15 protein-coding genes are annotated in these 11,963 nt (G+C 66.9%); 2 read left to right on the top strand and 13 right to left on the bottom strand.

What is annotated here, in order from left to right; translation table 11 throughout:
• Positions 1 to 31 precede the first annotated feature (31 nt).
• Entirely contained in the window at positions 32 to 589 is a 558-nt protein-coding gene (locus tag JHL17_RS10070) for a PRC-barrel domain-containing protein (protein WP_200192624.1), read from the top strand.
• A gap of 41 nt (positions 590 to 630) precedes the next feature.
• Here the strand turns inward: JHL17_RS10070 and JHL17_RS10065 are convergent, their stop codons facing one another.
• Genes JHL17_RS10065 through crcB form a run of 4 tightly spaced genes read right to left on the bottom strand, consistent with a single transcriptional unit; the run spans position 631 to position 3,481 of the window.
• The gene (locus JHL17_RS10065) at positions 631 to 1,326 is read right to left on the bottom strand and encodes an ATP12 family chaperone protein (RefSeq protein ID WP_200192622.1); all 696 of its coding nucleotides are present in this window, start codon (positions 1,324 to 1,326) and stop codon (positions 631 to 633) included.
• 3 nt (positions 1,327 to 1,329) lie between these two features.
• The gene (locus JHL17_RS10060) at positions 1,330 to 2,004 is read right to left on the bottom strand and encodes an HAD-IA family hydrolase (protein ID WP_200192620.1); all 675 of its coding nucleotides are present in this window, start codon (positions 2,002 to 2,004) and stop codon (positions 1,330 to 1,332) included.
• Positions 2,004 to 3,080, bottom strand: coding sequence for an RluA family pseudouridine synthase (locus JHL17_RS10055; RefSeq protein WP_200192618.1), 1,077 nt, complete (start codon positions 3,078 to 3,080; stop codon positions 2,004 to 2,006). Before JHL17_RS10055 ends, JHL17_RS10060 begins: the two co-directional genes overlap by 1 nt.
• Positions 3,080 to 3,481 carry a fluoride efflux transporter CrcB gene (crcB, locus tag JHL17_RS10050; RefSeq protein ID WP_200192616.1) on the bottom strand — a complete coding sequence of 134 codons (402 nt, stop codon included), beginning with the start codon at positions 3,479 to 3,481 and terminating at the stop codon, positions 3,080 to 3,082. Before crcB ends, JHL17_RS10055 begins: the two co-directional genes overlap by 1 nt.
• Before the next feature lie 108 nt (positions 3,482 to 3,589).
• Here crcB and JHL17_RS10045 point away from each other — a divergent pair, with 108 nt between their 5' ends.
• A complete protein-coding gene (locus JHL17_RS10045) occupies positions 3,590 to 4,153 on the top strand; it encodes a cysteine hydrolase family protein (protein WP_200192614.1) in 564 nt (187 codons plus the stop codon).
• A 31-nt stretch (positions 4,154 to 4,184) separates the two neighbouring features.
• Here JHL17_RS10045 and JHL17_RS10040 read toward each other — a convergent pair whose 3' ends face one another.
• From JHL17_RS10040 to mce, 9 genes are all read right to left on the bottom strand, one after another.
• Positions 4,185 to 5,042, bottom strand: a complete 858-nt coding sequence (locus JHL17_RS10040) for a dienelactone hydrolase family protein (RefSeq protein ID WP_200192612.1) — start codon at positions 5,040 to 5,042, stop codon at positions 4,185 to 4,187.
• 109 nt (positions 5,043 to 5,151) lie between these two features.
• Entirely contained in the window at positions 5,152 to 5,928 is a 777-nt protein-coding gene (locus tag JHL17_RS10035; RefSeq protein WP_247893438.1) for an ABC transporter ATP-binding protein, read from the bottom strand.
• Positions 5,921 to 7,168, bottom strand: a complete 1,248-nt coding sequence (locus tag JHL17_RS10030) for a lipoprotein-releasing ABC transporter permease subunit (RefSeq protein WP_200192610.1) — start codon at positions 7,166 to 7,168, stop codon at positions 5,921 to 5,923. Before JHL17_RS10030 ends, JHL17_RS10035 begins: the two co-directional genes overlap by 8 nt.
• A 136-nt stretch (positions 7,169 to 7,304) precedes the next feature.
• Positions 7,305 to 8,618 carry a proline--tRNA ligase gene (gene proS, locus JHL17_RS10025; protein WP_200192608.1) on the bottom strand — a complete coding sequence of 438 codons (1,314 nt, stop codon included), beginning with the start codon at positions 8,616 to 8,618 and terminating at the stop codon, positions 7,305 to 7,307.
• A 152-nt stretch (positions 8,619 to 8,770) separates the two neighbouring features.
• Positions 8,771 to 9,238 (bottom strand): hypothetical protein, encoded by a 468-nt coding sequence (locus JHL17_RS10020; RefSeq protein ID WP_200192607.1) that lies wholly within the window; start codon positions 9,236 to 9,238, stop codon positions 8,771 to 8,773.
• The gene (locus JHL17_RS10015; RefSeq protein WP_200192605.1) at positions 9,235 to 10,134 is read right to left on the bottom strand and encodes a hypothetical protein; all 900 of its coding nucleotides are present in this window, start codon (positions 10,132 to 10,134) and stop codon (positions 9,235 to 9,237) included. The genes JHL17_RS10020 and JHL17_RS10015 overlap by 4 nt, the downstream gene beginning before the upstream one ends.
• 479 nt (positions 10,135 to 10,613) lie before the next feature.
• A complete protein-coding gene (locus JHL17_RS10010; protein WP_200192603.1) occupies positions 10,614 to 11,189 on the bottom strand; it encodes a DNA-3-methyladenine glycosylase I in 576 nt (191 codons plus the stop codon).
• A 23-nt stretch (positions 11,190 to 11,212) separates the two neighbouring features.
• A complete protein-coding gene (locus JHL17_RS10005) occupies positions 11,213 to 11,467 on the bottom strand; it encodes a DUF1467 family protein (protein ID WP_200192601.1) in 255 nt (84 codons plus the stop codon).
• A 49-nt stretch (positions 11,468 to 11,516) separates the two neighbouring features.
• The gene (gene mce / locus JHL17_RS10000; protein ID WP_200192599.1) at positions 11,517 to 11,921 is read right to left on the bottom strand and encodes a methylmalonyl-CoA epimerase; all 405 of its coding nucleotides are present in this window, start codon (positions 11,919 to 11,921) and stop codon (positions 11,517 to 11,519) included.
• Positions 11,922 to 11,963: the final 42 nt, after the last annotated feature.

The following is an 11,963-nucleotide window of genomic DNA, read 5'->3' as shown; positions in this document are numbered from 1 at the left end:
TCTTTCGACACAACGACAAAGGAGCCACCCCATGCGTCGCACTCTGATCGCCACCGCCGCCACGCTGGCTTTGCTCTCCGGCGCCGCCGTCGCGCAGACCACCTCGCCGACGGTGGGCAACCCGTCCTCCTCCACCTCCAGCATGTCGAACACTGCGTCGCCCGACAGCGCCACCTCCGGCAGCAGCGCGAGCAGCACGACGAAGGCCGGCCCGACCGGCGGCCAGCTCGCCAGCGCCGAGGAACTGATCGGCAAGAATGTCTATGGCCGCGACAACAACAAGATCGGCGAGGTCGACGACGTCATCCTCGACGGCACCGGCCAGGCCAAGCAGCTGGTCATCAGCTCGGGCGGCTTCCTCGGCATCGGCGAGAAGCAGGTTGCCGTCGACTACAGCGCCGCCAACTGGGATTCGCAGAACAACCGCCTGAACCTCGCCGGCATGAGCCGTGACGACGTGAAGGCGATGCCCGACTTCAAGTACGACGACACCATGACGTCGCTGAACAAGAACCGGAAGCCGGCCGAGAAGGAAACCGTCGCCCCCGGCGCCGCCCCGACCACCGGTTCCACCAGCACGGTGAAGTAAGGCTTCCGCTGCTTGAGGCGGGGGCCTGACGCCCCCGCTATCTATCCCCGCAGCAGATCCACGAATCGGCGGCAGGCCACGATCTCCGCGCGCACGTTGGCGCGGCGCTTCGTGGCCTCGGCGTCTTCGCCCCACTGCTCGATCTGGTAGGTCTCGTCCAACTGCGAGACTTCGAAGGCCTCTTCGGCGCTCAGACGGCCTTCCAGCAGCGCCAGCGCGACGATGATCGAGCCGCAGACACCGGTCGCGGTCTGAAGCGCCGACAGATACCAGTCATCCGTCCGCTCCACCACCCGGCGCAGCGCGGCGAGCGCCTCTTCCGGCTGCGGCTTCGGCATCAGGCCAACGCAGACATGCAGCGGCGCGTCATAGGTCAGCGCCGCCCAATCCAGCAGCGGCTGCCAGAGTCGGGCCTGCCGGTCCACCAGCGGCTGGGGATGATCGGCGCGGTAGCACAGCAGGTCGGTGCCGGCATAACCGCTGATCGCCTGGACGATGTCCGGTCGCTTGGCCGGAATCAGGTCGACGGCGGTGCTCGACAACTGCATCAGCGGCATGGAATGGGCGTCGATCTGGTCGCCCTGCGCCTCCCATTCGTCCGCCACGCCCTGGGCCAGCGGCCGGCTGGGAAGGACCAGCGGCGCCTTGGCCGGGCTGCGCACCGGACGGCCGTCCAGCTCGACCTGGAAGCCGCCCCCGGTTTCGCCGACCCCCGCCGCCTTGTAGAAACGCTTCATCGCTTACCCTTCCAAAAGCTCCAGCACCGCGGTGGCGACATCACGCCCGCGGCGGACGATGCGGTCCGCTCCGGCCCGCTCCAGCTCCGGCACCGCATGATAGCCCCAGGACACGCCGACCGACCGCACCCGTGCATTGCGCGCCATCTGAATGTCGTAGGTGGTGTCGCCGATCACAACCGTCGCCGCTTCTTCGGCACCCGTCTCGGCCAGCGCCCGCTGGACCATATGGGGGTTGGGCTTGCCGGGGCCGACATCGGCGGTCTGCAAGGTGACGAAGCGTCCGGTCAGGCCATGCGCCTTCAGGACCGCGTCGAGCCCGCGCCGCGATTTCCCGGTCGCGACTCCCAGCAGCACACCCGCCTCCTCAAGCGCCGCTATCGCGTCGAGGATACCGGGGAACAAAGGCTCGTCCACTTCGCCCCGCCCGCGTGCGGCGGAGAAGGCGCGCTTGTAGCTCTCCGCCACCGCGACGTGGATTTCGGCATCCCGCGCCGGCAGCAGCAGGGCCACCGCCTCCACCAGCGACAGCCCGACCATGCGGCGGACATCCGCCGGGTCGGGTTCGCCCAATCCATGCTCGGCCCAGGCCCGGTTCATGGCGTCGATGATCGCGAACTGGCTGTCGACCAGGGTACCGTCGCAGTCGAACAGGGCCAGCCGAAGCGGTGCCGCCATTATTCGAAATCCTCGAACGGGTCGTCGCGCAGGTTGGGGCTGAAGCCGAAATATTTCCAGGTCGCCTGCATATGGTCGGGGAGCGGAGCAGTGACGTCGATGGTCTTGCCACCGCGCGGATGGGGCAGGACCAGCCGGCGGGCATGCAGGTGCAGCTTCTTCGCCACCTCCGCCCCCGCCAGAAAGGCGCCCTGCCCGGCATATTTGCCGTCGCCCAGGATCGGCGTGCCGACTGCCGCCATATGGACGCGCAGCTGGTGGGTGCGGCCGGTCAGCGGCCACATGGCGACGAAGGCAGCCTGCTTGCCGACATTCTCCTGCACCGAATAGACGGTGAGGGCGCGCTTGCCCTCTTCCTTGTTCTCCGCCACCCGTTCGCCCTGCGGACCGCCTTCCTTGGCCAGCGCCAAGTCGATCTTGCCCTGGTAGGGCGTCGGCACGCCGACGGTGACGGCCCAGTAGATCTTGCGCACGGCACTGCCGCGGAACAGCTCGGTCAGCTTGCTGGCGGCGAAGGTGGTGCGGGCCAGCAGCAGGACTCCGGAGGTGTCCTTGTCGAGCCGGTGGACCAGCTTCGGCCGCTCGCTGCCGTCGAAGCGCAAGGCATCCAGCATGGCGTCGAGATGCTTGGAGGTGCCGGTGCCGCCCTGCACCGCCAGACCGGCCGGCTTGTTGATGGCGATCACGTCGGCGTCACGATAGAGCACCAGCGCCTGCAACTCGGCGATCTGCTTGTCCGACATGCCCTTAGGCTTGCCCGCCCCCTGGGCCGACCCATGGTTCGGCCCCTTGACCGGCGCGGCCCAGGCCGCCAGCGGCGGAATGCGCACGCTCTGCCCGGCCGCCAGCCGCGACGACGTCTCAGACCGCTTGCCGTCGATGCGGACCTGACCGGTGCGCAGCAGCTTCTGCAGGTAGCTGTGGTTCACGTCGGGGAAATGCCGCTTGAACCAGCGGTCGAGCCGCATGTCGGCTTCGTCGGCCGTGACCGTGCGGGTCTCGACCTTGCTGTCGCCCTTGGCTTCGATCGACGTGTTGTCAGCGGAATCGGCAGAGGGCTTGGGAGAGTCAGTCATCAGAGGGACACCGAAACAAGAGAACGCACGGCCCACAGGCCGGCAAAGAAGCCCACCACGCTGAACAGCGTCGAGGCGAGGAAGTATCCCGCCGCCGCGGCGAGCTCGTCACGGGCGACGAGGACGCCGATGTCCAGCGTGAAGGAGGAGAAGGTGGTGAAGCCGCCCAGCACCCCGACCAGCAGCAGGGCGCGGAGTTCCGGCGATGGCGACCAGGTCAGCGCCGCCAGTTCCGAAAGCACCCCCATGACCGTGCAGCCGATCACGTTGACGATGATCGTGCCCACCGGAAAGCGGGTGCCGATCCATTGCGCGATCGCCAGCAGCATCACGTAGCGTGCCACCGAACCGGCGGCACCGCCAACGGCGACGGCAAACAAGGACAGGGGGGATGCCAGCACGGCGCCTCCGGACGAGCGCATGGGTGGGAAAAGGGGGTGAAGCGCCGGATTAGAGCCAGAAACCAATCCACTTGTCACGCGGCGCACAAGAACGGCAGGATTGACGGCATGGAAAAACCGCCTCCCGACGCCGCATTGCTGATCATCGATGTGCAGAAGGCCATCGACGATCCGCGCTGGCACCGCATCGGCCCGCGCAACAACCCGCAGGCCGAAGCCAACATCGCCACGCTGCTCGCCGTCTGGCGGGCGGCCTCCCGGCCGATCGTCCACATCCGCCACGACTCGCGCGACCCCGCCTCCTCCTACAGCGCCGACGGCCCGGGGCATCCCTTCAAGGACGAGGCGATGCCGCTGCCTGGCGAGACGGTGATCGCCAAGCAGGTGAACAGCGCGTTCATCGGCACAGGCCTCGACGACTGGCTGCGCGGGCGCGGCATCGGCACGCTGGTGGTGGCCGGGGTCATCACCAACAACAGCGTCGAGGCGACGGTGCGGATGGCCGGCAACCTGGGTTACGACGTGCGTCTTGTTGCCGACGCCTGCTTCACCTTCGCCCGCCTCGACCGCTCCGGCCGGTTGCGGACGGCCGAGGAGGTCCACGACCTGTCGCTGGCCAATATGGACGGCGAATATGCGACGGTGGTGGAAACGGCGCAGGTTTCGGGATAGCGCCCTCTCCCGGGAAAGGAGAGGGCGGATTTTACGCCAGCTTCGCCTTCAGGAACTCCACCGTCCGCTTCCAGGCCAAATCGGCGGCGTCCTTGTTGTAGCGCTCGGCCGAGGTGTCGTTGTGGAAGGCATGGTTGACGCCGTCGTACATGTAGATCTGGTGCTCGACGCCGGCCTTCTTCAACGCCTCGTCATAGGCGGGGATGCCGGCGTTGAGGCGCTGGTCGAGCCCGGCATAATGCAGCAGCAGCGGCGACTTGACCGTCGTGACCTGCGCCGGATCCGGGGTGGGGCCGTAGAAGGCGACGCCGGCCTTCAGGTCGGGCGCCTTGATCGCCAGCCGGTTCACCATGCCGCCGCCCCAGCAGAAGCCGACCGCCCCGACCTTGGCCGAGGAATAGCGGTAGGCCATCAGATAGCTCATCGCCGCGACCAGGTTGTTGACCGTCTTGTCGGCGTCGAGCTGGCCGATCATGTCACGGGCCTTGTCGGCGTCCTGGGGCGTGCCGCCCAGCGGCGACAGCAGGTCGGGCGCCAGCGCCACGAAGCCCTCGGTGGCGAGACGGCGGGTGACGTCCTCGACATAGGCGTTCAGGCCGCGGTTCTCGTGGATGACGACCACAGCCGGGGCCTTGTCCGCCAGTTTCGGCCGGGCGAGGTAGCCGGACACGTCGCCGGTCGCCCCCTGGAACGACACCTTCTCCGCGGCCAGACGGGTGTCATCCTCGCCGACGATGGCGGCGCGCGCATAGTTCGGCTCGATGGCCGCCAGGATCGCCGGGATGGCCGCCGCACTGCCGGCCAATCCCGCCAGCCGTTCCAGGAAGACCCGGCGCGGCAGCGGCGCATGGGTGTATTCGTCGTAAAGGTCGATGATCCGCTGGTCCATCCCCGATGCCCCTGTTTTGCCTGTTGCCGCAGCTCAGCCGGCGCGGTCGCGCTTGAGAGTGGGGGCGCCGCGCCAGCTTGGCAACCGGGGGGGACGATCCGCTTTCGGCCTATGACGCTTCCGGCACCACCTCGCTCGCCGATGGAGTCGCTTCGCTCAGCGGCACCAGCTCCGACGGCTGGTATTCCACCAGAAGGCCGTCGCGCATCTCCAGCACCCGGTCCATGCGGCGGGCGAGGTCCAGGTTGTGCGTCGCCACCAGCGCGCCGACCTTGGCCTGCCGGACGATGGCCGACAGCATGGCGAAGACATGCTCCGCGGTGTGGGGGTCGAGGTTGCCGGTCGGCTCGTCGGCGATCAGCAGCGACGGGGCGTTGGCCAGGGCGCGGGCGATGGCGACGCGCTGCTGCTCGCCGCCCGACAGGCGGGCCGGGCGGTGGGTGCCGCGCTGCTCCAGCCCGACCATGCGCAGAAGCTCGTCGGCACGCTGCTTGGCGACCGGCTTGGACACGCCGGCGATCATCTGCGGCAGGACGATGTTCTCCCGCGCCGAGAATTCCGGCAGCAGATGGTGGAACTGGTAGACGAAGCCGATGGAGCGGCGCCGCACCTCGGTCCGCTTGCCGTCATCCAGGTCGGACACCTCGGTCCCGGCGATGCGCACCGTGCCGCCGGTCGGCCGCTCCAGCAGGCCGGCGATGTGCAGCAGCGTCGATTTCCCGGCACCCGACGGGCCGACCAACGCCACCAGCTCGCCGGCGCCGACGGTCAGGTCGACGCCGCGCAGCACCTCCAGCGTCTCGCCAGCCTGTTCGAAGCGGCGGACGATGCCCTTCAGCTCCAGCATCGGCTTCAACATGGTGTCCATGGCGACGGAATCACTCATAGCGCAGGGCCTCCACCGGATCGAGCCGGGCGGCGCGCCAGGACGGGTAGATGGTGGCGGCGAAGGACAGGCCGAGCGCCATCAGCGTCACCTGGATCACCTCGCTCCAGTCGATCTTGGCCGGCAGATGGGACAGGAAATAGATCTCGGCATTGAACAGGTTGGTGCCGGTCAGCCCCTGGATGACCTGCCGGATGCTCTCGATGTTCAGCGCGAAGGACACGCCGAGCGCCAGACCCAGCAGCGTCCCCGTCACGCCGACGCTGGCGCCGGACAGGAAGAAGATGCGCATGATCATGCCCCGCGTCGCTCCCATGGTGCGCAGGATCGCGATGTCGCGCCCCTTGTCCTTCACCAGCATGATCAGGCTGGAGATGATGTTGAAGGCGGCGACCATGATGATCAGCGACAGGATCAGGAACATCACGTTGCGCTCGACCTGGAGCGCGGTGAAGAAGCTGGCATTCGACTGCTGCCAGTCGACCACCCTGCCCTCTCCGGCCACCGCCGACTGGACGGCGGCGCGGGCGGAGCCGATCTGCATGGGATCGCTGACGAAGACCTCGAGCGAGGTCACGGCATCGCCGGTGCGGAAGAAGGCCTGCGCCTCTTCCAGCGGCAGGAAGATGAAGCTGTTGTCGTATTCGAACATGCCAACGTCGAAGATCGCGCCGATGGGATAGCTGCGCATCCGCGGCACGGTGCCGAAGGCGGTGACGTTGCCCTGCGGCGCGATCATCGTGATCTGGTCGCCGACCGACAGGCCGAGGCGCTGGGCCATGCGCACGCCGATGGCGACGCGGTCCTCCCCGAACTCGTCGACCGAGCCGCGGACGATGTTGTTGGCCAGCGTCGGCCGCACCTTGAAGTCCTCCGCCCGCACGCCGCGGATGACGGCGCCCGACGCGACGCCGCGCACCGAAACCAGCGCCTGCCCTTCCACCGTCGGGGTGACGTTGACGACGCCCGGCGTGTTGCGCAGCTTGCCGGCCAGGATGTCGAAATCGGGCAGCGGCCCGCCGCGCGAGTTGTAGACGTTCAGATGTCCGTTGAGGCCGAGCACCCGGCCCAGCAGCTCCGCCCGGAAGCCGTTCATCACCGCCATCACGATGATGAGCGTCGCCACGCCGAGCGCGATGCCCAGCAGCGAGAACCCCGCGATGACCGAGATGAACCCTTCCTGGCGGCGCGCCCGGAGGTAACGCATCGCGACCATGCGTTCGAAGGCATTGAAGATCATGAGGCGGGGGTCCTGTGCCAGGGCCTGTAGATAGGCGGAAGCGATGCCCTACATAAGAACGTGAGCGTGGCGGGAAAAGGGCAAAGCCCGGACCGCCGACTTTGGCGGTCCGGGCTTCCTCTTCGAGTTAAGCCGATCAGCCCAGCAGCTTCGCCAGCGCCGCCTCGACCGTCAGCTCTTCCTTCTCGCCGGTCGCACGGCGCTTCAGCTCGACGACGCCGTTTTTCAGGCCGCGCGGGCCGACGACCAGCTGCCAGGGAACGCCGATCAGGTCCATGTCGGCGAACTTGGCGCCGGGACGCTCGTCGCGGTCGTCATAGGCGACCTCCAGCCCGGCCGCTTCGAGCTTGGCATACAGCTCGGCGCAGACCCGGTCGGTCTCGGCGTCGCCGGATTTCAGGTTGATCAGGCCGACGTTGAAGGGAGCGACGGCGTCCGGCCAGATGATGCCGTTGTCGTCGTGGCTCGCCTCGATGATCGCACCCATCAGGCGTGATACGCCGATACCGTAGCTGCCCATTTCCACCGGGATCGACTCGCCGTTCGGTCCGGCGATCACGGCATTCATCGGCTTGGAGTATTTGGTGCCGAAGTTGAAGATATGGCCGACCTCGATACCGCGGGCCGACACCAGATCCGAGTCAGGAACCGGGCTGTTGGCCGGGTCGTGCTTCTCGTCGGTCGCCGCGTAGATGGCGGTGACGCGATCGAAGAAGGGCTGCAGGTCGTCCTCCATGCCGGGGGCGTCCTTCAGCACGTCCAGATCCATCCACTCCTTGTGGCAGAAGACGCCGCTCTCGCCGGTCTCGGCCAGGATGATGAACTCGTGGCTCAGGTCGCCGCCGATCGGGCCGGTGTCGGCCCGCATCGGGATCGCCTTCAGGCCCATGCGGGCGAAGGTGCGCAGGTAAGCCAGGAACATCTTCTGGTAGGAGCGGCGGGCGCCGGCCGGGTCGATGTCGAAGGAATAGGCGTCCTTCATCAGGAACTCGCGGCCGCGCATCACGCCGAAGCGCGGGCGGATCTCGTCGCGGAACTTCCACTGGATGTGGTAGAGGTTCAGCGGCAACTGGCGGTAGCTCTTGACGAAGGAGCGGAAGATGTCGGTGATCATCTCCTCGTTCGTCGGGCCGAACAGCATCTCGCGGTCGTGGCGGTCGGTAATGCGCAGCATCTCCTTGCCGTAATCGTCGTAACGACCGCTTTCGCGCCACAGATCGGCCGACTGGATGGTCGGCATCAGCAGTTCCTGCGCGCCGGCGGCGTCCTGCTCCTCGCGGACGATCTGCTCGATCTTGCGCAGAACCCGATAGCCCAGCGGCAGCCAGGCATAGATGCCGGCGCTGGTCTGGCGGATCATCCCGGCCCGCAGCATCAGGCGGTGCGAGACGATCTGCGCCTCGGTCGGGGTCTCCTTGAGGGTCGGCATGAAGAAGCTGGACAGCCGCATGGCTCTGTTCTCGTGTGCGAGGTGTTCGACAAGGCCGCGCGCATGCCGCCTTGCGAACAAGAGCGGACAAGGGGCGGCGGGTGAGCGACTTTAGGAAGGTCGCCCGTACTTGTCCACTGTAAGCCCCCCGCGTCGCCGCCCGGTCGCTTGCCCTAACGGGCGCGGCAATAGGCGTAGAGCCGCTCCTCCGCCCCCGGGTCGACCGGCTGGCCGTTGAGATAGAGACGGTCGCCGACCACGCTGAGCCAGACCGCGGTGATGTCGTCCGGCAGATAGGGCACCGACGGCAGGGCGACTCCCATCCGGCGGGCGAGATCGACCGACAGCGGCAGATCGATGGGAATCGGCGGCTGCGCCCCGGCGGACCCCGGCAGGTCGGCCGGCGCCACCGGACGCCCCTTCACGTCCACGCCCGCCCGGTATTCGACATCGGCGGCCGGCACATGGCGGGTCAACCGCTGACACAGCGACAGATCCACAACCGGCCGGTCGCGTGCGGCATCGGGCGTCAGCGGGATCGGACCAGGAAGCGCCGGCTGGGACTGCGCAAGCGTCGGTGCCGACGCCATGGGAAGTGCCAACGCCGTCAGGACGGCGCACAGGGCTCCACGCACGCTCACAGCGTGTGCCGTTCGGCCAGCAGGGCCGGGTTGCGCATGGACTTCCAGTAAACCGACAGGTAGGGCATTCCTTTTTCCGCCTCCTCCTGTGTCCGCGCCGACTGGCGGATGTATTTGGCGATGAAGGGCTTGTTCACATGCTCGAGGTCGACCGCGGCCTTCAGCACCAGGAACTCGCCGATCTTGTCCGGCAGATTGTAATGCCATTTCTGCAAGCAGTCCGAAGTCACCCCAGGCTTCGCCTGTTCCGGTTCCGGCAGGTAGAATTCCTGGTGATGGTACTGCGAGATTTCCTTCCAGGCCTGCGCCACCCGGCCGGGCTTCAGGCGCGGCAGCGCCTTCAAGATGCGGACGTCGTCATGAAACAGCGGCAGGAACCCGCGCTTTTCCGCCAGTTCGGTCAGCATGATGTGCAGGCCGGCCATCACGCCGCCCTCGCCGCCCTCGTTGCCGCCCCTGCCGACCTTCTCCTCGCGCTTGCGACCGAACAGGGCGCTGAAGAATCCCTTCTTCTGCCTGGACTGGGTTCCGCTGCCGCCGTCCTGCCCGACCTTCCGCTCGTCCCACAGCGAGTCCCAGGCATATTCCCAGGCGGTGAAGACGGCGTTTGAGCGATCGTCGAGGACGGTCAGCAGATATTCGCGCCCCTCCCGCGCCCAATCGACGTCGCCGATGATGGCGCGTACCGGACGGCGGCTGAGCACCACCGGCAGGATGCCGACGCGCACCAACTCCTGGTAGAACTCCACGAAGGATGGGGTCTGGATGAAGGGCAGGATCGAGCATGGCTGCTGCTCCGGCGCCAGAAGCTCCATGCTCTTCTTGGTCCGCTCCAGCAGTTCAATCGACAGAACCGCGGCGAACTGATCGAACCGTTCGTTTTCATTCGCGGCCATCGGCGCCTCGACTGTCGTCCTTTCCTGCCACCCGCCGAAGCGGGCAAAGGCCCGCTGGGAAATGGAGCAAAACGGAAAGCCCCCGGACGGCATGGCCCTCCGGCGGCGAATGCACAGCCCGGACTTCGGGGAAACTCCGATGCCAGCTAAGCCAAGCAACGCTACCAAGTAAACCGTTAACGTTTTCTGGAGCCGCCGCGGAAATTTTCTGTCCGCGGCAAGCGCCCTCCGTCGGTCGACCGTGGTCCGGCGGATAAAGAAAGGCCGCGCGGCAAAAGCGGCGCGGCCTATCGAGTTTAGGGAGGAATCGCCACCAGGCGTCGGAAAGGGAGGAATATCCTCCCTCGTCACTCCAAAAGACTGGACCCGGACAGCGCCGATGGCAAGCCTAAAACAGAGGCAGAGATCACTCCTGCACAAAGTTTTTGCGTTTTTGCCCAGGCTTTCGGCGATTGCCGTCGTTCTGACCGGGACTTTGCCTATTCGATGGGCTGGTGCCCGCGATAGCCGGCCTCCGCCGCCGTCTTCCAGGGCGGCGTTCGGGCCAGAACGACGGCCTGCACCGGGCAATTGGCCTGATGGGCTCCGGGCAGGTAACCCAGGCTCATCAGGAACTCTCCGACGATCTCGCCTCCGGTGAAGCGGAAGGTCCGGCCGAACAGCTTCACCCACTCGGCTTTGGTCAGCGGGTGATGGGCGCGCAGCCAGCCGTCGAAGGAGCCATGGGTTTCACGCAACGCGATGATGCGCCGGGCATTCTCGATCACCGCGTCGACCTTCAGGCGGTTGCGGATGATGCCGGCATCGGCCAGCAGCCGCGCCCGCTCCGTCTCGCCGTAGGCGGCGACGCGGTCGATATCGAAGCCGTCGAATGCGGCACGAAACGCGTCCCGCTTCTTCAGGATCGTCAGCCACGACAAGCCGGCCTGGTTGATCTCCAGCACCAGACGCTCGAACAGCACGCGGTCGTCGTTGCTGGGAAAGCCGTATTCGTTGTCGTGATAAGGACCATGATGGGGATGGCCGGGCGCGGCCCCGCAATAGGTCAGGCTCATCCCGATCCTCTCCTCGCGCGTCGTCAGAACATATCCCGCGCCATGTCGCGGAAGGAAATGATCCCCGACCGTTCAATGCCGAAGATCACCAGCCAAACCAGAAGCGCCACCAGCGACGTGATCATGAATTTGCGCAGGATGCGCGGTTCCACCGGCGCCGAGGAAGCCATGCCGGGCTCCGGGTTCTCCGGAGTCCTGACACCCCAGGGCAGCACCGCGAACAGCACCACCCACCACACGACGACGTAGACGAAGGCCGCCGTCACCCAATTGTCCATCGACCCCTCCGCGCGCCCCGTCTCGGCAAATCCACCAGCCTCGGCCGGATCAGGCCTGTTCCAGTTCCACCAGCGTCCCGCAGAAATCCTTCGGGTGGAGGAACAGGACCGGCTTGTCGTGGGCGCCGATCTTCGGTTCGCCGTCGCCCAGCACACGGGCACCCTGCGCCTTCATCCGGTCGCGGGCGGCCAGGATGTCCTCCACCTCGTAGCAGATGTGGTGAATGCCGCCGGACGGATTCTTTTCGAGGAAGCCGGCGATCGGCGACTTCTCCCCGAAGGGGTGCAGCAGCTCGATCTTGGTGTTGGGCAGGGTGACGAAGACGACGGTGACGCCATGCGGCGGCAAATCCACCGGCTGCGACACCGCGGCGCCGAGCGTGTCGCGGTAGAGCGCCGTCGCCGCCGGAAGGTCCGGAACGACGATGGCGACGTGGTTGAGCTTCCCGATCATGCGCTTCCTCTCGCTGGCTTTCTATTCGGCCCGTTGGCGGGC

It is taken from the genome of Azospirillum endophyticum (assembly GCF_016595245.1).
GTDB lineage: Bacteria > Pseudomonadota > Alphaproteobacteria > Azospirillales > Azospirillaceae > Azospirillum > Azospirillum endophyticum.
Note: the sequence above shows the minus strand (reverse complement) of the source record. Positions and strands in the feature narration are given on the sequence as shown.